At 35.6% G+C, this 21,656-nt stretch carries 19 protein-coding genes; 7 read left to right on the top strand and 12 right to left on the bottom strand.

Annotation, left to right across the window (positions count from 1 at the left end; translation table 11 throughout):
* Position 1: 1 nt before the first annotated feature.
* Both ACO05K_RS15740 and ACO05K_RS15735 read right to left on the bottom strand, forming a co-directional pair.
* Positions 2–844 carry an isoaspartyl peptidase/L-asparaginase gene (locus ACO05K_RS15740; RefSeq protein WP_421945381.1) on the bottom strand — a complete coding sequence of 281 codons (843 nt, stop codon included), beginning with the start codon at positions 842–844 and terminating at the stop codon, positions 2–4.
* Between the two features lie 24 nt (positions 845–868).
* Complete coding sequence (locus ACO05K_RS15735; protein WP_421945380.1) at positions 869–1,768, bottom strand: cyanophycinase; 900 nt, start codon at positions 1,766–1,768, stop codon at positions 869–871.
* A gap of 260 nt (positions 1,769–2,028) precedes the next feature.
* Here ACO05K_RS15735 and cphA point away from each other — a divergent pair, with 260 nt between their 5' ends.
* Positions 2,029–4,644 (top strand): cyanophycin synthetase, encoded by a 2,616-nt coding sequence (cphA, locus tag ACO05K_RS15730; protein WP_421945379.1) that lies wholly within the window; start codon positions 2,029–2,031, stop codon positions 4,642–4,644.
* Between the two features lie 70 nt (positions 4,645–4,714).
* On the opposite strand, the gene infB is transcribed toward cphA, so the two are convergent.
* The 4 genes from infB to ACO05K_RS15710 form a co-directional block, all read right to left on the bottom strand.
* Positions 4,715–7,765, bottom strand: a complete 3,051-nt coding sequence (gene infB, locus ACO05K_RS15725; RefSeq protein WP_421945378.1) for a translation initiation factor IF-2 — start codon at positions 7,763–7,765, stop codon at positions 4,715–4,717.
* Between the two features lie 60 nt (positions 7,766–7,825).
* Entirely contained in the window at positions 7,826–9,070 is a 1,245-nt protein-coding gene (nusA, locus tag ACO05K_RS15720; protein ID WP_316737951.1) for a transcription termination factor NusA, read from the bottom strand.
* 1 nt (position 9,071) lies between these two features.
* On the bottom strand, positions 9,072–9,536 hold the full coding sequence (rimP, locus tag ACO05K_RS15715) for a ribosome assembly cofactor RimP (protein ID WP_421945377.1): 465 nt from the start codon (positions 9,534–9,536) through the stop codon (positions 9,072–9,074).
* Between the two features lie 121 nt (positions 9,537–9,657).
* Positions 9,658–10,086, bottom strand: coding sequence for a hypothetical protein (locus ACO05K_RS15710; protein ID WP_421945376.1), 429 nt, complete (start codon positions 10,084–10,086; stop codon positions 9,658–9,660).
* A gap of 18 nt (positions 10,087–10,104) precedes the next feature.
* On the opposite strand from ACO05K_RS15710, the gene ACO05K_RS15705 reads away from it, so the two are divergent.
* On the top strand, positions 10,105–10,449 hold the full coding sequence (locus tag ACO05K_RS15705) for a phage holin family protein (protein WP_421945375.1): 345 nt from the start codon (positions 10,105–10,107) through the stop codon (positions 10,447–10,449).
* Between the two features lie 66 nt (positions 10,450–10,515).
* Here the strand turns inward: ACO05K_RS15705 and ACO05K_RS15700 are convergent, their stop codons facing one another.
* The 4 genes from ACO05K_RS15700 to panC all read right to left on the bottom strand — a co-directional run bounded on the left by ACO05K_RS15700 (position 10,516) and on the right by panC (position 14,034).
* Entirely contained in the window at positions 10,516–11,655 is a 1,140-nt protein-coding gene (locus tag ACO05K_RS15700; RefSeq protein WP_421945374.1) for an acyl-CoA dehydrogenase, read from the bottom strand.
* A 71-nt stretch (positions 11,656–11,726) separates the two neighbouring features.
* On the bottom strand, positions 11,727–12,725 hold the full coding sequence (locus tag ACO05K_RS15695) for a lysylphosphatidylglycerol synthase transmembrane domain-containing protein (RefSeq protein ID WP_421945373.1): 999 nt from the start codon (positions 12,723–12,725) through the stop codon (positions 11,727–11,729).
* Between the two features lie 5 nt (positions 12,726–12,730).
* The gene (gene panD / locus ACO05K_RS15690; RefSeq protein WP_421945372.1) at positions 12,731–13,081 is read right to left on the bottom strand and encodes an aspartate 1-decarboxylase; all 351 of its coding nucleotides are present in this window, start codon (positions 13,079–13,081) and stop codon (positions 12,731–12,733) included.
* A 107-nt stretch (positions 13,082–13,188) separates the two neighbouring features.
* Positions 13,189–14,034, bottom strand: a complete 846-nt coding sequence (panC, locus tag ACO05K_RS15685) for a pantoate--beta-alanine ligase (protein ID WP_421945371.1) — start codon at positions 14,032–14,034, stop codon at positions 13,189–13,191.
* A 149-nt stretch (positions 14,035–14,183) separates the two neighbouring features.
* Between panC and ACO05K_RS15680 the strand changes: the two genes are divergently transcribed.
* From ACO05K_RS15680 to glmS, 3 genes are all read left to right on the top strand, one after another.
* Positions 14,184–15,008, top strand: a complete 825-nt coding sequence (locus ACO05K_RS15680) for a glycogen/starch synthase (RefSeq protein ID WP_421945370.1) — start codon at positions 14,184–14,186, stop codon at positions 15,006–15,008.
* A 22-nt stretch (positions 15,009–15,030) separates the two neighbouring features.
* The gene (locus ACO05K_RS15675; RefSeq protein WP_421945369.1) at positions 15,031–16,449 is read left to right on the top strand and encodes a DUF4270 domain-containing protein; all 1,419 of its coding nucleotides are present in this window, start codon (positions 15,031–15,033) and stop codon (positions 16,447–16,449) included.
* Between the two features lie 124 nt (positions 16,450–16,573).
* Positions 16,574–18,412: a glutamine--fructose-6-phosphate transaminase (isomerizing) gene (gene glmS, locus ACO05K_RS15670; RefSeq protein ID WP_421945368.1), complete on the top strand. Its 1,839-nt coding sequence runs from the start codon at positions 16,574–16,576 to the stop codon at positions 18,410–18,412.
* A gap of 66 nt (positions 18,413–18,478) precedes the next feature.
* Here the strand turns inward: glmS and ACO05K_RS15665 are convergent, their stop codons facing one another.
* Together ACO05K_RS15665 and mutY are read right to left on the bottom strand one after the other, a co-directional pair.
* The gene (locus tag ACO05K_RS15665) at positions 18,479–18,916 is read right to left on the bottom strand and encodes a single-stranded DNA-binding protein (RefSeq protein WP_421945367.1); all 438 of its coding nucleotides are present in this window, start codon (positions 18,914–18,916) and stop codon (positions 18,479–18,481) included.
* A 63-nt stretch (positions 18,917–18,979) separates the two neighbouring features.
* Complete coding sequence (gene mutY, locus ACO05K_RS15660) at positions 18,980–20,041, bottom strand: A/G-specific adenine glycosylase (RefSeq protein ID WP_421945366.1); 1,062 nt, start codon at positions 20,039–20,041, stop codon at positions 18,980–18,982.
* Positions 20,042–20,212: 171 nt separating this feature from the next.
* Between mutY and ACO05K_RS15655 the strand changes: the two genes are divergently transcribed.
* Together ACO05K_RS15655 and ACO05K_RS15650 are read left to right on the top strand one after the other, a co-directional pair.
* Positions 20,213–20,515 (top strand): HU family DNA-binding protein, encoded by a 303-nt coding sequence (locus ACO05K_RS15655; protein ID WP_055909222.1) that lies wholly within the window; start codon positions 20,213–20,215, stop codon positions 20,513–20,515.
* A gap of 11 nt (positions 20,516–20,526) precedes the next feature.
* Positions 20,527–21,402 carry a tetratricopeptide repeat protein gene (locus ACO05K_RS15650; RefSeq protein ID WP_421945365.1) on the top strand — a complete coding sequence of 292 codons (876 nt, stop codon included), beginning with the start codon at positions 20,527–20,529 and terminating at the stop codon, positions 21,400–21,402.
* The last annotated feature ends 254 nt before the right edge of the window (positions 21,403–21,656 follow it).

Below are 21,656 nucleotides of genomic sequence, written 5' to 3'. Positions count from 1 at the left end.
TTCAGCTAAATACCTGTAAATTAACATCAAAAGATGCCCAGACCATGTAAGGATGTGAATCGCAATGATAAATTTCACCCTCAGAAGAAATGCCAACAATACCTGCAAAGCCATCAAATGTTTTAAGCTCTTTAAAAGATTTGTCGGCAGCATCTTTTAAAGAAAACCCATCGGTTACTCGGGTTACAATTTTTGCAGCTAAAGCACCACTCACAATATCTTCACCAACTCCGGTACAAGAAATACCGGCGTATTGGTTTGCATAATTTCCGGCAACCGTTGCAGAATCACTTACTCTGCAAGGTATTTCAAAGCCTTTTCCGCCCGTAGATGTAGCAGCAGCGAGGTTACTATCTTTATCTAAAGCTACGCAACCAACTGTTCCTTTATTGTTTTGTTGATTTAATTTTGCTTCGTATTCTGCTTGTCTTTGTGGAGTAATTGGATTGAAAAACTCGAAGCCGTTTTTTCTTGCAAAATTTTGAGCGCCATCGCCACTCAAAACACGATCGTCATAATCCATTAGTTTTAAGGAAACCTCAATAGGATTTTTAACATCCTCAAGATTAATAACGCCGCTAAATTTTTCAGTTTTACCATCCATCAGCGCCGAACTTAATCTTACTTTGCCATCACTTTGTATTTGTGAGCCAATGCCTGCATTAAACAATTCATTGTCCTCAAGAAGTGCAACTGTATAAACAACTGTTTCTAAGGCGGTATGATTTTCTAAATATTTATAACCAGCCGTTACAATTTCGGCTAAAGCATCTTGCTTAGCCTTTTTCGTTTCCTGGTTGGTAGATGACTCACTAAAAAAGCCACCATGTATAATTAATTTCATTTTGTTATTTTCTAGAATATTATTCTATCCTACCGGAACAACTTTTGGATGGTGAATAACCAGACTATGATCATTCAAGTCGTATACATCGCCATCGCACATCACGTGTACAACCATATTTTTTATCGAAACGGGTTGTCCCATTTCAACATCTGTAAGGTTTGTGTCTGCCATGTGCCTACCATCAACCAAAATTACCATGCCAGAGCCAATTGCCTCCATGGTATGCCCATCTGATATAAACAACCCAGTATCTTCACCTAAGCCAATACCTAAAATGCCCGGGTTACTTGCGGCGGCGTATAATAAACGACCAATTCTGCCTCGTTGTACAAAGTGTGTATCAACAATAACATCATCAATAAAGCCTAAACCACCAGTAATTTTTACTTCGCCTTTAAGTAAAGCATCTTTACTGCTTCCTTGGTAAATCATATTTTTAGAGCTTGCTGCAGCACCAGCAGAAGTTCCGGCAATTACAACAGCTTCATTTTTATATTTTTCTAACAGAATCTGATGAATTTTCGTTCCGCCAAAGATTGATGATAAGCGTAATTGGTCTCCTCCGGTGAAAATGATAACATCTGCAGCTTTGATTCTTTCACAATTATCTTCAGCATTTGCATCTTCTCGGTTCGCGATATTTAAAACACCTAAATTATGAACATCTAGTTGGGCATAAGCCTTTATATATTCTTCGCCAACCTTTTCTGGCATTAATGAAGCTGTAGTAATAATTTCAAATCGAGATTCAGCATCTTTAATAGATTCTGTGGTAATTCTTTTTAAAATCCCACGCTCAAAAAAATTCATGTTTTCAGGCAATCCAAATTGCGTTTCTGCGAAGCTGCCTGTGTTTATTGCCCCACCTATGATGATAAGTTTACCTTTCGGAACCATTCTTTGTGTATTAGTATTTATCAAAAAACTCAAATATATCAGCTTAAGATAAAAAACACGACTTTTTTTGTCAATAATATTCACTTTATTAACATGCGTTGATAGAATTCTTGTTAAAATCTATCTTCTTTTAGCTGAAAATAAAACAAATAGAGGTTAAAATTGATTTAGGTATTTGATTGCCAGTTTTAAAAATAAATGTATAATTTACAGTCACCAATTATCGCTCAAATAATAATTAAAAAGGCCATCCCTACTTTTTTAAACGAATTACAAAACATTACATGAAGATATTAAACATACAAGTATTAAGAGGGCCAAACATATGGTCAATAAGCCGTAAAAAACTTATCCAAATGCGTTTGGATTTGGAGGATTTGGAGCAAAGACCAACAAATACAATCGAAGGATTTAGTGAACGAATAGAAAAACTTCTGCCGAGCATGTTTACACATCGCTGTTCTAAAGGCGTAGAGGGCGGTTTTTTTACAAGGGTAAAAGAAGGTACGTGGATGGGGCATGTGATTGAGCACATAGCGCTGGAAATCCAAACCATCGCTGGTATGGAAACAGGTTTCGGTCGTACACGCCAAACTAAAACCGAAGGTATTTACAATGTTGTTTTTACTTATCTGGAAGAAAAGGTTGGTGTTTATGCTGCAGAAGCGGCTGTTAATATTGCACAAGCTTTGATAGATGATAAGGAATATGATCTGGAGCATGATATCCGCAGGATGAAAGAAATCCGTGAACTTGAGGCTCTGGGTCCAAGTACAGGTTCTATTGTGCAAGAGGCAGTAAGCAGAAGTATTCCGTGGATACGTTTAAATAAAAGCTCGCTTGTACAATTAGGTTATGGCAAAAACCAAGTTCGTTTTCGTGCCACCATGACTGAAAAAACAAGCAGTATAGCTGTTGATATTGCAAGTAATAAAGACGAAACAAAAAGGTTATTAACAGAAGCTGCTATTCCGGTTGCAAAAGGTGTAACAATTTCTAACCCTGATGATTTAGAAGCATCGGTAAATAAAGTTGGCTTTCCTTTAGTTTTTAAACCTCTTGATGGCAACCATGGTAAAGGCGCAACTATTAATGTTAAAACTTTAGAAGATGCAAAAGCTGCCTTTGAATATGCTAAAACCTATTCTCGTAGAGTTATTATAGAAAAGTTCATTACTGGTTACGATTTCAGAGTTTTGGTAATTGACAATAAAGTTGTTGCCGCGGCTCAACGAGATCCTGCCCATGTTAAGGGCAATGGAATTAATACCATTCAAGAATTAATTGATAAAGAAAACGAAGATCCTCGTCGCGGTTACGGCCACGAAAATGTATTAACAGAAATTTCTGTTGATAGAGATACTTTAGATTTACTTGCGAAAAAGGAATATACTCTAGAAACAATTCCTGAAAAAGGTGAAGTGGTTTACTTAAAGTCAACTGCAAATTTAAGCACTGGTGGTACATCAATTGACGTTACCGATATTGTACATCCTCAAAATATTTTCATCTGCGAAAGAATTTCGAGAGTTATTGGATTGGATATTTGTGGTATTGATATTATGGCGCAGAATTTAACTCAGCCACTTACAGAAAATGGAGGTGTGGTTTTAGAAGTTAATGCTGCACCAGGCTTTAGAATGCACCTTGCTCCGAGCGAAGGATTGCCAAGAAACGTAGCAGCTTCTGTTGTCGATATGCTTTATCCTCAAGGGAGATTATCTCAAATTCCAATTATCGCGGTAACGGGTACAAATGGAAAAACAACTACCACCCGTTTGATAGCACATATTGTAAGAAGTAACGGTAAACGTGTTGGTTTTACGACTTCTGATGGTGTTTACGTACACAACACGATGTTAATGAAAGGTGATACAACTGGTCCGGTAAGTGCAGAATTTATTTTGAAAGACCCTACGGTTGAATTCGCTGTTCTTGAAACAGCTCGTGGTGGAATCTTACGTGCCGGTTTGGGTTTCAATGCATGTGATATTGGTGTAGTAACAAATATTCAGGAAGATCACTTAGGAATTTCTGATATTCATACGCTTGATGATTTAACAAGAGTTAAAGCGGTGGTGATTGGTGCGGTAAGAAGAAAAGGTTGGGCGGTTTTGAATGCTGATAATGGATATTGTGTTCGCATTGCGAAGGATGCCCGCTGTAATGTTGCTTACTTTAGTATGGATGAAAATAATCCTGTTATTAAAGAGCATTGTAGAAAAGGTGGTGTTGCGGCAATTTATGAAAATGGTTTTATTACCATTAAAACAGGCGATTGGAAACTAAGAGTAGATAAAGCAACGCATATTCCTTTGACTTTTGGTGGATCGGTTAATTTCATGATTCAAAATGTGCTTGCTGCAACGCTTGCTGCATATTTATGGGGATATAAGCCTGAAGACATTCGTTTATCTTTAGAAACTTTTATTCCATCAGCAGCACATACACCAGGTAGAATGAACGTTTTCAACTTTAAAGATTTTAAGGTTTTGGTTGATTTTGCACACAATCCAGAAGGGTTTAATGGGGTAAAAGGATTCTTACAAACTGTTGAAGCAACTAAACATGTTGGTATAATTTCGGGCACAGGAGATAGGAGAGATGAAGACATTATAGAAACAGCGAGAATCTCCGCTCAAATGTTCGATAAAATTTATGTTTGTCAGGAGAAATATCTACGTGGACGTGACCAGCAAGAGTTAGTTGATTTATTAGTTAAAGGAATTAAGGAAGTTGATCCAAATAAGGAAATCGTAATAAACAACAAAAGTACGGCCTGCCTTCAGGATGCAATAGATACAGCAGAAAAGGGTTCGTACATTACTATTTTAAGTAATACTATTGATAATACCATTCAGCGTGTTACTGAACATCTAGATCGGGAATTAGAAGCCTAATCTAAAAACGATAATAAACAAGAAAGCCCCGAAAATTTTCGGGGCTTTCTTGTTATGTAATAAATTCTAATTATAATTTTCTTGCAACTTCAACTTGTTCGTAAGCTTCTACAATATCTCCAACTTCGATATTGTTAAAGTTTTGAATGTTTAAACCGCACTCATAACCTTTTAATACTTCCTTAACATCATCTTTGAAACGTTTTAATGATGCAAGTTCTCCAGTGTAAATTACAACACCATCTCTAACGATACGAATTTTGCTATTACGTGTAATCTTACCATCTAATACCATACAACCTGCAATGGTTCCAACCTTAGTAATTTTAAACGTCTCACGAATCTCAACGTTAGCAACGATTTTTTCTTCAAATTCTGGGTCTAACATTCCTTCCATTGCCGATTTAATCTCATTGATTGCATCGTAAATGATTGAATATAGACGGATATCAATTTGTTCAGCTTCCGCTAATTTACGTGCACCAGTTGATGGACGAACTTGGAAACCGATGATAATCGCATCAGAAGCTGAGGCTAATAATACATCAGATTCTGAAATTTGACCAACACCTTTACTGATGATATTGATTTGGATTTGCTCGGTTGATAGTTTCAATAATGAATCGGCTAATGCCTCGATTGAACCATCCACATCACCTTTAACGATAATGTTAAGCTCTTTAAAGTTACCAATCGCTAAACGACGGCCAATCTCATCAAGTGTAATATGTTTCTGAGTACGTAAACCTTGCTCACGTTGTAATTGCATACGTTTGTTTGCAATATCACGAGCTTCTGTTTCGCTTTCAAGTGCATTAAATCTATCACCAGCAGTAGGTGCACCTTGCATACCTAAAACCTGTACCGGTTGAGATGGGCCAGCAGAATCTACTTTAGCACCACGCTCGTTAGTTAACGCTTTTACACGTCCACTATAACTACCTGCTAAAATTGGATCTCCGACTCTTAATGTACCAGCCTGAACCAATACTGTAGTTACAATACCACGACCTTTATCTAAAGCCGACTCGATTACTGTACCAGTTGCTCTCTTATTAGGATTTGCTTTAAGCTCTAATAATTCAGCCTCTAATAATACTTTATCTAAAAGTAAATCAACGTTTAATCCGCTTTTGCTTGAGATTTCTTGTGATTGATATTTACCACCCCAATCTTCAACCAAAATATTCATTACTGATAATTGCTCACGTACTTTATCTGCATTAGCACCAGGTTTATCAACCTTAGTAAATGCAAACACTAAAGGTACACCAGCAGCTTGAGCATGGTTAATTGCTTCTTTAGTTTGAGGCATCACCGCATCGTCTGCCGCAACTACTATAATCGCAATATCTGCAGCCTTAGCACCACGAGCACGCATCGCTGTAAAAGCTTCGTGACCAGGTGTATCTAAGAAAGTTACTTTTTTACCAGAAGGTGTTGTTACCATGTAAGCACCAATGTGCTGAGTAATACCACCTGCTTCACCAGCTACAACATTTGCTTTACGGATATAATCCAAAAGTGATGTTTTACCATGATCGACGTGACCCATAATCGTAACAACTGGAGCTCTTTCAATCAAGTCTTCCTCTTTGTCTACTTCTTCGATTACGTTTTCTTCGTCTTCATCTGGCTTAACGAACTGAATTTCATAACCAAACTCATCAGCAACAATTGTTAATGTTTCAGCATCTAAACGTTGGTTAATTGATACGAACATTCCAAGACTCATACAAGTACCGATAATTTTGGTAACCTGTACATCCATCATGCTTGCTAACTCATTAGCTGTAACAAATTCTGTTACTTTTAATATTTTCGATTGAGATTCAAGCTCATTCGCTGCTTCTTCTGCGTTGAATGCAACATCATCACGTTTTTGACGACGTAATTTAGCACGTTGAGCAAACTTTCCAGACTTACCTGCTCCGCTTAAACGGGCAAGTGTAGCCTTAATTTGATCTTGAATTTCTTTCTCAGTAGGTTCTTCTTTAGGTCCGCTTGGAGTAGCATTTCTATTTTGGAAACCAGGTCTGTTGTTATTTCTATTACCTTGATAAGGAGTTCCACCTTGTCCTGCAGGTCTGTTACCTTGGTATGGAGTTCCACCTGGTCTGTTACCTTGATAAGGTTGACGAGGTTGCCCAGGTGCACCACCTTGACCAGCTGGGTTTTGACCTTGCTGCCCTTGGTTACCACCATGTTGACCTGGTTGACCCGGTGCTCCAGGTGTTTTTTTACGTTTACGTTTACGTTTTGCTGCTTCACTATCGCTAGATGATGCAACTGGACCATTTCTCCTATCTGGAGTTGTAGGTAATTCGATTTTACCAATAATATTTGGTCCTGTAAGCTTTACAGTACGAGCCTTTATTACTTCAGGTTCAGAACTAGCTGGTGTTGTAGGAGCAGGTTTCTGCTCAACCGGTTTTTGTTCAACTTTAGGTTGTTCAGTAACTGGCGCAGGTTTTTCTTCAGCTTTAGCAACAACAGGAGTTGGCGCTTCTTCTTTTTTAACCTCTACAGGCTTTTCTTCAACCTTTGGTGTTTCAACAACTGGTTTAGCAACAGCTTCAACTTTTGGAGTTTCTGCAGGTGCATCTTCTTTTTTAGCTGGGCGAGTTTTTGAGTTCAAATCATTTAAGTTGATTTTTCCTACAATTTTTACGCCTGGCAAACCACTTTCTTCAGGTTTTTCTTCCTGTTTAGTTTCTTTAACCGGCTCTTTAGCAACTGGCTCTTCAACTTTAGGTGTTTCAACCCTTTCAGGTTCAGCTTTTGGCTTTTCTACCGGAGGTGCAAATGATTGAGCATTTTTTATTAAAATCTCTTCATTTTTCTCGAAATCGGTATTCTTTTTAGGTGCTTCAGCTGGCTTTTCAGTCTCAGGCTCGTCACGACGTATTTTACCAATCACTATTTGTTTGGCTTCTTCTCTTACGATCTTATCTCCCTGATACTCTTTTAATAAGGCATTATACATATCGCCCGTAAGTTTAAACATAGGACTTTTCTCGGCTGAGAATCCCTTTTTGTTCAAAAACTCTACGGCCGTACCCATGCCAATATTAAGTTCTTTAATAGCTTTAATTAAAATGATTGGTTTGTCGTCTGACATTTAGCTCCTGTTATTTTTTATTTTAATACAAAAGTAGTGTTTATTTGGCAATTACACCACTTATTCAAATTCTGACTGTAAAATCTGAACCACTTCCTTAATGGTTTCTTCTTCTAAGTCGGTGCGTTTTACCAAATCTTCTACTGTAAGTGCTAATACACTCTTAGCAGTATCGCAACCGATAGCCTTTAATTCATCGATGATCCAGCTATCAATCTCATCTGAGAATTCTTCTAAATCAACGTCTTCATCATTTTCTTCTCCAGCTTCGCGATAAACATCAATTTCATAGCCACTTAATTTTCCAGCTAATTTAATGTTGTGTCCGCCACGGCCAATTGCCAATGAAACCTGATCTGGTTTTAAGTAAACCGATGCATGTTTTGTTTCATCATCTAATTTAATAGAGGTAATTTTTGCCGGACTTAAAGCACGGGTAATATATAATGAAATGTTATTTGTGAAATTAATCACGTCAATATTTTCGTTTTTCAACTCGCGAACAATACCATGAATACGAGAACCTTTCATACCCACACATGCACCTACCGGATCGATACGGTCATCGTAAGATTCTACTGCAACTTTAGCACGTTCTCCTGGTTCGCGAACAATTTTCTTAATGGTAATTAAACCATCAAAAATCTCCGGAACTTCTTGCTCGAATAAACGTTGTAAAAATTCTGGTGCTGTTCTAGAAATAATAATTTTTGGATTTGCATTAATCATCTCAACTTTAGAAATTACTGCTCTCACAGAATCTCCTTTTTTGAAATAATCTGCTGGAATTTGCTCCGTTTTAGGCATTAAAAGCTCATTGCCTTCGTCATCTAAAACTAAAGTTTCTTTCTTCCAAACCTGATAAACTTCACCTGTTACGATTTCGCCTACACGGTCTTTATATTTTTTGAAAATTTCGTCTTTCTCTAACTCTAATACTTTAGAAACTAAGGTTTGGCGTGCGGCTAAAATTGCTCTACGACCAAAACTTTCTAAAGTAATTTGTTCAATATAATCATCGCCAACTTCTAAAGTACTGTCTAATTTAGAAACTTCAGCAAGCTCAATTTCTAAATCGTCATCTTCAGAAAATCCATCCTCCATCACCTTTCTTGTTCTCCAGATTTCCAAATCTCCGTTATCAGGATTCACAATCACATCACAGTTTTCATCTGTTCCGTATTTTTTACGCAACATGCTACGGAAAACTTCTTCCAACACACTAATCACCGTTGGGCGATCTATATTTTTGAAATCTTTAAACTCCTGAAAAGAGTCAATTAAATTAATTGTTGTAGTACTCATTTTACTTAAATGAAATTAACACACTTGTTTCTATTATATCATTAAACGGAACAGTTATTTCTACTGAAACCGCCTTTTTCCCTTTTTGTTTAACCGATTCTTCAATCAGTAATTCATTTTCGGTAACTGATAAAAGTTTACCTTCTTTTTTTTGCCCCTCTTTTAACTTCATGCTAATAGAACGGCCAATGTTTTTATTGTACTGGCGGATTAGTTTTAAAGGTTCGCCAACACCCGGAGAAGAAACTTCCAAATTGTAGGCTTGCTCTATCGTGTTTTCTTCTTCGAGATGAAAACCAACGTGCCTGCTAATTGCCACACAATCCTGTATGCTTATGCCCTGATCACCATCAACATGAATAATTAATTTGTTGTTTGGCAACATTTTTACCTCAACTAAAAATAGTTCTGGTCTATCCGCAATTTTTTCCTCTACGAGTTCTGCAACTCTCTTTTCTACCTGCATATTTTAACCTGATTTCATAGAAAAAGGGGACATGGTCCCCTTCTCTTTTCTTCGATTACGATGCAAATGTACAAATATTTTATAAATAATCAAACTCTTATACAGGAATTTACATTGTAAATCATCTTTTTAGTAATTGTTTTTGTGGCTGAAGATTGTGATTTATAGTTCCTTTAAAGAGTTTATTTTTATCAGCGAAAGAAACACCTAAATAACTTTCTACCAAATACGTTTTACCTTTTATAAAGATATCCTTCGGTGTAAAAATTATAGAATCGCCAGCTATTTTTAACTTACCCAAAACACGTTCTTCGTTCTGCAAGCTGTCATCTGCATTAGGAATTGATATCACTGAAATAATATTTAAAGAATTTATATCTTGATTGAGGTTATTTTTAAGCTGATACAAACTCGATTCATCAATTTTTTTTATAATTATTAAATTACTGTCGGCCGAAAACTTAATAACGGGATTGTTGTTTGTATTCGAGCAAGAAGCTAAATTTATAATCAACAACACTAAAAACAAATATTTAACTGCTTTAATCATTTTACTAAATTAAACATTATGAGATTAATTATTGAAGTGCTTTTAATGGGACTTGCATTTTTTATAGGTACAAAATTAGTTCCGGGCGTAAGTATCGATGGATTCGGGAATGCCATAATTGCTGCTGTTTTGATAGCACTGGCAAATGCAACCATTGGTTTTATTTTAAGACTTTTAACATTTCCAGTTAATTTTATTACACTGGGTTTAATGTCTTTTGTTATAACTGTATTGATGATTTTGCTTGTTGATAATATGATGACTTCGTTTAATACAAACGGATTTTTATCAGCAGCTTTTTTAGCAATTGTAGTTGCTTTAATTAAAGCGGTATTTGGAGCGATTGCCGGAGAGAAAGAGTAAGTGTAAAGTCGTGAGTCTATAGTCTCGAGTCGATTAGACTATAGACTATAGACTTCGGACTGAAGACTACCTAATCACTTCTCTCGAAATAACCATTTTTTGGATTTCTGAAGTTCCTTCGTAAATCTGAGTGATTTTAGCATCACGCATTAATCGTTCTACGTGATATTCTTTTACAAAACCATAACCGCCATGAACCTGAACAGCTTCTACGGTAACATCCATTGCAACTTTTGATGCATATAGTTTTGCCATAGAACCTGCCTGAGTATAAGGTAAACCTTGATCTTTAAGCCAAGCAGCTTTATAAACCAATAATCTTGCTGCTTCAATTTGTGTAGCCATATCTGCAAGTTTAAATGCAATAGCCTGGTGTTCGGAAATTGGTTTGCCGAAAGATTTACGTTCTTTAGCATATTGTGTAGCTAATTCGAAAGCACCTTGAGCAATACCCAAAGCTTGTGCTGCAATTCCAATTCTACCGCCTTCTAAGGTTTTCATTGCAAACTTAAACCCAAATCCGTCTTCACCGATTCTATTTTCTTTTGGCACTTTAACATCATTAAACATTAAAGAGTGTGTATCCGAACCACGAATACCAAGTTTATTTTCTTTAGGACCAACAGTAAAGCCTTCCATTCCTTTCTCTACAATAAAAGCATTTATGCCTTTGTGCTTAAGTTCTGGATGAGTTTGTGCAATAACTAAGTATGTTGAAGCAGTGCTGCCGTTTGTAATCCAGTTTTTGGTTCCGTTTAATAAATAATAGTCGCCTTTATCTTCTGCGGTAGTTCTTTGAGAAGTTGCATCAGAGCCAGCTTCAGGTTCTGAAAGACAAAATGCGCCGATTTTTTCGCCAGACGCTAAAGGTTTAAGGTACTTTTCCTTTTGAGCCTCGTTTCCGTAAGCTTCAAGGCCATAACAAACCAATGAATTGTTTACCGAAACCACTACCGATGCAGAAGCATCAATTTTAGAAAGTTCTTCCATGACGAGCACGTAAGATATTGCATCTAAACCGCTACCGTTATATTTTTCATTAACCATCATGCCCAAAAAACCCAGTTCTCCAAGTTTTTTAACTTGTTCGGCAGGAAACTTCTGATTTTCGTCTCTTTCGATTACTTCAGGCTTTAATTCTTGCTGCGCAAAATCTCTGGCAGCCTGTTGTATCATTAATTGTTCTTCACTTAATTCGAAATGCATAACATTTATGTATAAAAGGTTAGTATTTCAAATGTAGCATTAATAGATTAAAATACTATGGCTGCATAGTATTATTTTGAAATATTTACATTCCCTTCGCTTTTTTTGGTAAGCACGGTTATTAAACTTATTGTGCCGAGTAAAAGTGTAATCAATACCTGAGCAGAATGAATGATGGTTGCATAAGTTAAACCTTCATTAAAAGGAATTGAATATAAAACGAGTGCTTTGGCTACCATCCAATGGAAGATACCAATGCCACCCTGAACAGGAGCAACCATGGCAAAACTTGAGAAAACGAGAGCAGTAAACGCAACTGAAAAACCTAAGTTTTGAGTTGAGGCGATTGAGAAGAAGCAAGTGTACATGGATAGAAAGTAGAATGTCCAGATTCCTACAGTGTAAAATGTGAAAAGTGTTTTGCTTTTAACTTTTGTAACAGAGTTGATTCCCTGCTTTAGACCGACGAAAATCCTTAAAAACTTCTTGTTAATTTTGCTTTTGAGAAAGGAGATGATGAAAAATCCCCCAATTATTATGGCGAAACAAATTGCTGCCAAAACATAATAATTGACGGTTTGCAGTCTGTCAATCAGACTTAGGTAGATGGTTTGATAAAGAAAATCAAACACTAAGTTATATTGAAATAACAGAATTAGCACTCCCATTAGCAATAAAACAGCTACATCAAGTAATCTTTCAGTAACTACTGTACCTATTGATGAGCTTAAAGGAATTTTATTGGATCGTAATAAAACGGAGCATCTTGCTATTTCCCCAAACCGAGGTAAAGCCAGATTTGCAAGGTAGCCAATAATTAATGCATGGAATGTTGACCAAAAACCAACATTGTAGTTTATTGAGCGATAAAGCATCCGCCACCTTAATGCTCTTAAAATATTAGCAATAAAAACACAGCTTGCAGATATAAAAACCCAATAAAAATCCGCATGTTTAATTTCAGCCCAAATCTGTTTTAAATCTTGGCCTTTAAAGGCTAAATACAATATACCAAATCCAATTGTTAGAAGGATAAGATATTTTACAGCCAACTTAAAGCTCAAGTTCAAGGGCTTTATTTTAACAAGTGATTATTATCATCAGGGAAAACAAGAATCGGGTTATATTTTTTTGCTTCTTCGATAGGTAAAGAACCGTAAGACATGATAATTAACACATCTCCAAGTTGTGCTAATCTCGCAGTTGCACCATTTAAGCAAATGGTTCCAGTGCCACGCTCGCCTTTAATTACATAAGTTTCGAAACGAGCACCATTATTATTATTTACAATCTGCACCTTTTCATTAGCGATAATGTTAGCTGCATCCATTAAATCTTCATCAATCGTAATACTGCCAACATAGTTTAATTCGGCTTGCGTTACTCTAACACGGTGTATTTTCGATTTTAATATTGTGATAATCATTTTGCAAAGTTAGTAATAAATGAATTATAGAATTAATGAAATGATAGAATTAGTGAATTGCTAAACAAATAATCCAGTCAATCATTCATTCAATCAAACTTCAGTCACTATCTTATAATCATATTATCTATCAACCTTGTTGCACCAACTTTTGCAGCAACTAAAGCAACCTGGTTTTTTTCATCTTTTGATGCGACAGGCTCCAGAGTATCACCATTGGCAATTACAAAGTAATCTAACTCCACACCATCAATTCCTTTATAAAAATCTTTTGCTTTCTCTTGAAGTTCAGGTAGTGGATAGTTATTGTAATTATCAATAACAAACTTAAGCGATTTGCTGAGTACCAAAGCATTAATTCTATCCGTTCGAGATAAATGTATGTTTCTGCTGCTCATGGCTAAACCATCATCTTCTCGTATAATTGGGCAGGTGATAATGGTAATTGGCAAATTAAAATGCGCCAACATGTTTTTTATCATCAGCACTTGCTGAAAATCTTTTTGGCCAAACATGGCAATATCAGGTTCTACAGCATCAAAGAGTTTTTTCACAATTTGAGTTACACCTTGATAATGCCCTTTTCTAAATTCACCTTCCAGCAAAAATTCAGCTTTTCCTAAATCGATGTGCCAGTTTTCATTTTCAGCAGATGGATACATTTCAGTAACATCGGGCATAAATACACCGTTGCAACCAGCGCTATCTAACATTGCTAAATCATGCTCTATTGGTCGGGGATATTTTTCTAAATCCTTAGGATCTGTAAATTGAGTAGGATTTACAAAAATGCTGCATATAATAATATCTGCATTTTTTTGTGCCAGTTCGATTAACGAGATATGGCCGTTATGCAATGCACCCATAGTAGGTACAAGTGCAATTTTTTTTCCTGCTGCCTTTAAAGGTTTTAGGTATGCTTTAAGCGCATCTTTAGTTTTAAATATTTCCAATTCGGACAATCTAAATTAAAGGCGTAAAGGTGTAAATTAATCTAAAACTAAGCAAACAAATACTTGCTATATTGATAAATAGTATTATTATTCTTATCTTTGCAGCTCATTATCTTTTATTTAACTTAATATTTTCTTAAAATATGGAGATGGCAAAAACGAAGCTGCTGATTGTTACACACGAGATGTCGCCTTTCCTCGAGCTTACTAAAATTTCTGAAATCACCCGTCAATTACCACAGGCAATGCAAGAAAAAGGATTCGAAATCCGCATTCTTATGCCAAAATTTGGTAACATCAATGAAAGAAGAAACCGTTTACACGAAGTAATACGCTTATCAGGAATGAACATCATTATTGATGACAATGATAACCCTTTGATTATCAAAGTAGCTTCTATTCCTGCAGCACGTATGCAGGTTTACTTCTTAGATAATGAAGAATACTTTCAGCGCAAGCAAGTATTTAGAGATGCTAGTGGTAAATTCTTTGATGATAACGACGAGCGTACGATTTTCTTTTGCAAAGGCGCATTAGAAACTGTTAAAAAATTAGGATGGGCTCCTGATATTGTTCACTGTCATGGATGGATGAGCTCTTTAGTACCAGCTTATATTAAAACTACTTACAAGAACGATCCAACTTTTAAAAACTCCAGAGTTGTTTATTCTGTTTATGAGGATGGCTTTACTGAAAAATTAAATGCTAATTTTTCTAAAAAAGCTGTAATGGCCAACATGACAGAAAATGATACTAAAGCTTACGAAGGTGCTGATGTAAATAGCCTGCACATGGGAGCAATAACACACTCTGACGCTGTAGTTTTAGGTGATGAAAACCTTGATGCTGCTATGTTAAAATTTGTTAAAGATTCAAATAAGCCAACTTTAGCTTATAACTTAACCGAAAATTTTGAAAACTTCTATACTTTTTACGAGGAGATTTCAAATGAAGAATTGGTTTCTGTAGCTTAATTAGGCATTATTATTTTTAAATATGAAATTTACAAAACAAGACTTATTAACCCTGTTGATAGGTCTTTTTCTTTTTGCGTCTTGTAAAAACCCGAACGGTGTTGGTTTAGATGTAGATCCAAATTCGGCATTGCAAGGCACATTGGTTAACGATCAGTTGGTTACTTCGCAAACGGTTAAGGAGCCAGATTTAACAACATCGATATTATCTTCCCATCCAATTGGTTACATGGTTGATCCAATTTTTGGAAAAACGGAATCGAGTGTTGGGATGACGGTTGTACCTTCAGAAACTAGTTTAGATTTTACTTCTGCTACTTTAGATTCGGCAGTTTTAGTACTTAATTTAGGTACACAATTTTATGGTGATACCGCAACATCTAAGTATAGTATTGATGTTTATCAGTTAAGTAATGCAATTACAAAATATAAATCTTCTGATGTAATTGCGCACAACAGTAATGTACTTGGAAATTTCAATAGTAGAATATTCCCAAATACTAAAGTTAAAGTTACCGAGGTGGTTACTAGTGGGAAGGATACGATAAGAACAATGACTCCTCAAATTAGAATTCCATTGAATAAAACTTTTATTCAAAATACAATTCTAAGCTTACCAACAACAGGCACTTCAAGTAATGCCAAATTTGTTGATTATTTTAAGGGATTATACGCTGAAATTAATAAATCATCTTCTACAGGAACCGGTGGTATTGCATTTTTGGATTTTGCAGGCTCTAATTCATATGTACAATTGGTTTACAGAAAGCCAAATACTACAAGTGGAACTGATACTTTATCAAAGAATTTCCCAATAAGTTCATCAAATATTGTTACTGCAAATATTAAACATGATTACACTGGAACTGCAGTAAAAACACAGCTTGATAATCCTACGGTTCAGTATGGCATAACATACCTTCAGGGATTAGCTGGTGTTAGAACGAAAATTTCATTTCCCTCGCTTAAGAACTTTACTAGTGTTTATGGTAAAGCTGTGGTAAACAAGGCTGAGCTGGTTGTAGATTTAAGCGCAGGAACTTATGCTCTTCCTTTTGCACCATCTCAAAGGTTATCATTATATCGTTGGGATATCGCAGAGCAGGAAGTAAATGTTCCCGATCATGATCAGTCAGGAACTTCAACCGGTGGAGCAAGTTATTCTGGAGATCCAAGAGCTAAAACTGATGCTATTTTTGGAGGATATTATGATTCTCTAAAAAACAGGTATGTATTTAATGTAACGGCTTATGTTCAAGATTTAATTGATGGAACAAAGATTGATTACGGTACATTCATTGCTCCAGAAGCTTTGGCAGGAACTTCTTTTAACTTAGGTACAAGTAGAGTACTAACACCTGCATCAAGAGCAGTTATTGGAACATTTGGAAATACAACAAATCGTTTAAAGCTGAATATCTATTACACAAAGATAAATTAAGCTGAATAAAATAATATTTTAAGCCTCGTATGTTATTCATGCGAGGCTTTTTTTTTATAAAAAAACAAGGCCGTATTAAAACAAACGTTTGTTTATTATATTTGCCGCATATATTTATAAAAACATGTGTGGAATAGTAGGTTACATTGGTTATAGAGAAGCTTGGCCAATTGTTTTAAAAGGTCTCAAGAGATTAGAATATCGAGGCTATGACAGTGCAGGAATTGCATTAATGAATAATAATGGCGAGCATATTTATAAAAAAGTTGGTAAAGTTGCTGCGTTAGAAGAATTTGCTGAAAATAAAGATAAAACTGGTAACATTGCGATGGGCCATACCCGATGGGCAACGCATGGTGTTCCTTCAGACCGTAACTCACATCCCCACACATCAAACAACGGTCAGTTATCTATAATTCACAATGGTATTATTGAAAATTATGCAACTATAAAAGAAGAGCTAATTGGTCGTGGTCACGAATTTAATAGCGACACTGATACTGAAGTTTTAATTCATCTTATCGAAGAAATTCAAAAGATAGAGCAAATAGATTTATTTGAAGCAGTAAGATTAGCCTTGCATGAAGTAAGTGGAGCTTATGCCATTGTAATTATGGATAAGGAAAATCCAGATCGCTTAATAGCAGCACGAAAAGGTAGTCCGATGGTAATTGGTGTTGGAAAGGGCGAATACTTTATTGCATCAGATGCTACTCCAATTATAGAATATACTAAAAACGTAATTTACTTAAATGATAATGAAATTGCTTTAGTAACTAAAGATGATTTATTGGTAAAACATTTAGATAATGTTGTTCAAACACCTTTAATACAGGAACTTGAATTGAAGCTTGAAATGCTTGAAAAAGGAGGCTTTGATCACTTTATGTTGAAGGAAATTTACGAGCAACCTCGTTCTGTTAAAGATTGTATGCGTGGTCGTATTTATCCAGAGGAAGGAAAAGTACAATTGGGCGGCATCAAAGAGTTTGTTGAGAAGTTAAAGAACGTTGACAGGATTATTATTGTAGCCTGTGGAACCTCTTGGCATGCTGGTTTAGTTGGAGAATATTTAATTGAAGAATACGCTCGTATCCCGGTAGAAGTTGAATACGCATCAGAGTTTAGATATAGAAATCCAATTATTTCAGAAAAAGATGTAGTAATTGCAATTTCACAATCTGGCGAAACAGCCGATACTATGGCCGCGATTGAAATGGCTAAAGAAAAGGGTGCAACCATTTTCGGAATTTGTAATGTAGCCGGAGCTTCAATTCCAAGGTTATCTCACGCAGGTGTTTACACACATGCAGGCCCTGAGATTGGGGTAGCCTCTACAAAAGCATTTACAGCTCAGGTAACAGCGCTTACTTTAATGGCCTTTTACATGGCTCAGCAAAAAGGTACAATTACACAATCTAAAATGATTAGTTTGTTAACTGAATTAGAAAGTGTTCCTGATAAAATTCAAATTGCCTTAGAATCAAATGAGTTAATTAAAGAAGTTGCTGAAAAAATAAAGGATTCGAGAAATTGTTTATTCTTAGGTAGAGGTAGTGGTTTCCCAGTAGCTTTAGAAGGCGCTTTAAAGCTTAAGGAGATTTCTTATATCCATGCTGAAGGTTATCCTGCTGCAGAAATGAAACACGGTCCTATCGCTTTAATTGATGAGGAAATGCCGGTTGTATTTATTGCTACTCAAAATTCATCTTATGAGAAAGTTATTAGCAACATTCAGGAAGTAAAGGCACGTAAAGGAAAAGTAATTGCAATTGTAACGCAAGGCGATACTGAAGTTAAAAAGATGGCTGATTACTGTATCGAAATTCCAGATGCTGACGAAGCATTCTTACCTCTACTAGCTACTATTCCACTTCAATTGTTGTCGTACCACATTGCAGTGATGCGTGGTTGTAATGTAGATCAACCAAGAAATCTTGCGAAATCTGTTACAGTAGAGTAATTTATATTCCAATAAACAAAAAAGCTTCTCGATAATTTCGAGAAGCTTTTTTGCTTTTAAGGCTGGTTAAAATGGCAAATCACCATTTTCATCACCTGGTCTTATTGTAAATTCGTCATCTATTTTTGATTCTGTTGGTTGACTGTGATTTACAGGTTGTCCTGGTTCGAAATCACTTTTCCTCCCAAGCATTGTAAAATTTTCAGCTACAATTTCGGTTACATATTTTTTTACCTTTTCCTTATCTTCAAAAGAACGGGTTCTTAACTTACCCTCGATATAAACTAACTTTCCTTTTTGAAGGTATTTTGAAGCTACCTCAGCTAAACCTCTCCATAAAACAATATTGTGCCATTCGGTTTGCTCTACTCGTTTTCCGTCCTTATTGTACGTTTCAGAAGTGGCCAACGGAAAGCTTGCTACCGTAACACCTCCATCTAAGTGTCGAACTTCAGGATCTTTGCCTAAATGCCCAACTAAAATAACTTTGTTAATCCCAGACATAAAATATTTTTTTGGTTAGTTTTTTATTCAGATGAATTATAAAACCAGTTAAATGAAGGTTAGTTAAGCCTTCAAAATATCATCAGAGAACTCCTCAATAAAGTTTCTGATAACATTGGGTTTTGGTAATTCATCCAATGTATTAAAAGAAACCCAAATAAGTCCCTTTTGTTTACTAAAGTTAAATATATAATTATTTAATGCAAAAAATTGCACATGGATTATTTGGTGCGTTAAAATATGTTTTTTATAACTCAAAAGGTTAAAAGTAGCGGTGATTCCAAATGTTTCTTTTACTGTTGATGCAAATTCATCGTTTCCAATTTCTGGAATTTCTGGTGTTTCTATTGATGGAAAATCATATAAGTGTTGCCAAACATCGCCTTTCTGGCGCTCGCGGACTAAGATTTTGCCTTCCTCTACGCAAACAAAATAATTCAAGTATCGATATTTCTTTTCTGCTTTAGGTAATTTAATCGGAAGCTGATTTACTAAATTTTGCCTTAGTGCGATACAATCTAAATTCAATGGACAAACAGAACAATTTGGAGATTTTGGTTTGCATTGAATTGCCCCGAACTCCATAATTGCTTGATTATAAAGAGCAGGATTCTCAGTATATAGCAAGTCGTTTGCGAGTTTAAAAAAATCTTTTTTACCTTTTGGAGTATTTATAGGGGTATCTATGCCGTAATACCTTGCCAAAACTCTGAATACATTTCCATCAACAACTGCTTTGGCTTCGCCAGATGAAAATGAAGAAATGGCCGCCGCTGTGTATTCTCCAATTCCTTTTAAAGTTATGAGGTCGTTATATCCCGTAGGAAATATTCCGTTATACTTATTAAGTACAATTTGAGCAGTAGCATGCATATTCCTGCCACGAGAATAATAACCTAAGCCTTGCCAGAGCTGTAAAACCTTAGCCTCTGTAGCATTTGCAAAATCATTAACTGTTGGGAAATTTTCTAAAAATTTATTGAAATAGGGCAGGCCCTGCTCTACACGGGTTTGTTGTAAAATTATCTCCGATAGCCAAATGGTATAAGCGTCATTTGTGTGCCTCCAAGGCAAATCTCTCTTATTACCTAGATACCAGTTTATGATTTCATTTTGGAATGTCATTAGTGCAAATTACGGTCTATTTATCGGTTTTAAGAAAAAGTTGCATTAGCCTGATGAGAACGCAGATAAAAAAATCATCTTTTATTTCCCTATCTCATTAAAAAGCAATACTTTTGCAACCCCAAATCAGTGATAATATTAAAATACACAATACATAATAAATAATAAAATATGACTAAGGCAGATATTATTTCAGAAATATCAACAAAAACCGGAATTGAGAAGGTTGATGTGCAGGAAACAGTTGAGGCATTCTTCAAGGTTATCAAAACCAGCATGATTGGCGGTGAAAATGTTTATGTTAGAGGCTTCGGAAGCTTTGTTGTTAAAAAGAGAGCACAAAAAACTGCTAGAAACATCTCTAAAAACACTGCAATAATTATCCCTGAACATTTTGTTCCAAGCTTTAAACCAGCAAAAGTATTTGTTGATAAAGTAAAAAGTAACTCTAAAAAAATTAAAGTAGAAGCCTAAGCCATATTATTGTGAATAGTAGCATCAGATTAAAACAAACCATCATTATCGGAGCGATTTTATTGCTTGTTGCTTTCTTATTTACAAGAGATATTAAAGGTTTAGTTAAACCAACTGAAGAAAATGGAAAAATGCCTTCTGCAGGTCAAATTGCTGAGCAAGGCGCACCATCAACTTCTGGATTAACAATTGAACAAACCTCTATCGCTGCTAAAAATGTAATAAACCAAAGCCTTGCGAAGGATATTATAAGTTTAGAAAACAGCTATAAAGGTTCTACAGGTGCAGAAAAGGTAGAACTTGCACAACAGCTTGCTCAGAAATGGGACGATGTTGAGCAAATTACACCATCAGCACTTTATTTAGAAGTTGTTGCTGAAGCAAAGCCATCTACAGCTAGTTGGTTAGCATCAGGTAATAAATTCCTAAAGGCTTTTGAAAGTACACAAGATAGTTTAGCACAGCCTGCGTTGTTGCAAAAAGCTAATGTGTCTTTTACGAAAGCGTTAGAATTAGACAAAGAGAATATCGATGCTAAAACAGGTTTGGGTGTAACCATAGTAAATGGCTTAGGAGCGCCAATGCAAGGTATTGCAATGTTGCTTGAAGTTGTAGCTAAAGAGCCTAAAAACGTTAAGGCGAATATGAATCTGGGTCTGTTCTCAATTAAATCTGGTCAGTTTGATAAAGCAATTCCTCGTTTTAATACTGTAATTGCAACTGCACCAACCCCTGAAGCTTATTTTTATTTAGGTACGGCTTTAGAAAATTTAAACAAAAATAAAGAAGCTGTTGAAGCTTATTTAAAAAGCAAAAAATTAGCGGCTAACCCTACGTTATCATCTTTCATTGATAAAAAGGTTGCTGAACTAAAGAATAAAAATTAATTAACGGATTAATAAAAACATTTAAAACTTAAAATTATGCCAAGCGGTAAAAAAAGAAAAAGACATAAAATGGCTACTCACAAACGTAAAAAACGTTTAAGAAAAAACAGACATAAGAAAAAATAATTTCTTATTGATTTAGCCTGTTTAAACCTCATAGTTATACTGTGAGGTTTAAACACTTATATATGATTTTTTCTTTCGTATAACGTTAGGGCTATATCTCTGTGTTCTTATTTACTATCCATTTGTTA

The sequence above is a fragment of the Pedobacter sp. genome (assembly GCF_965227205.1).
GTDB lineage: Bacteria > Bacteroidota > Bacteroidia > Sphingobacteriales > Sphingobacteriaceae > Pedobacter.
Note: the sequence above shows the minus strand (reverse complement) of the source record. Positions and strands in the feature narration are given on the sequence as shown.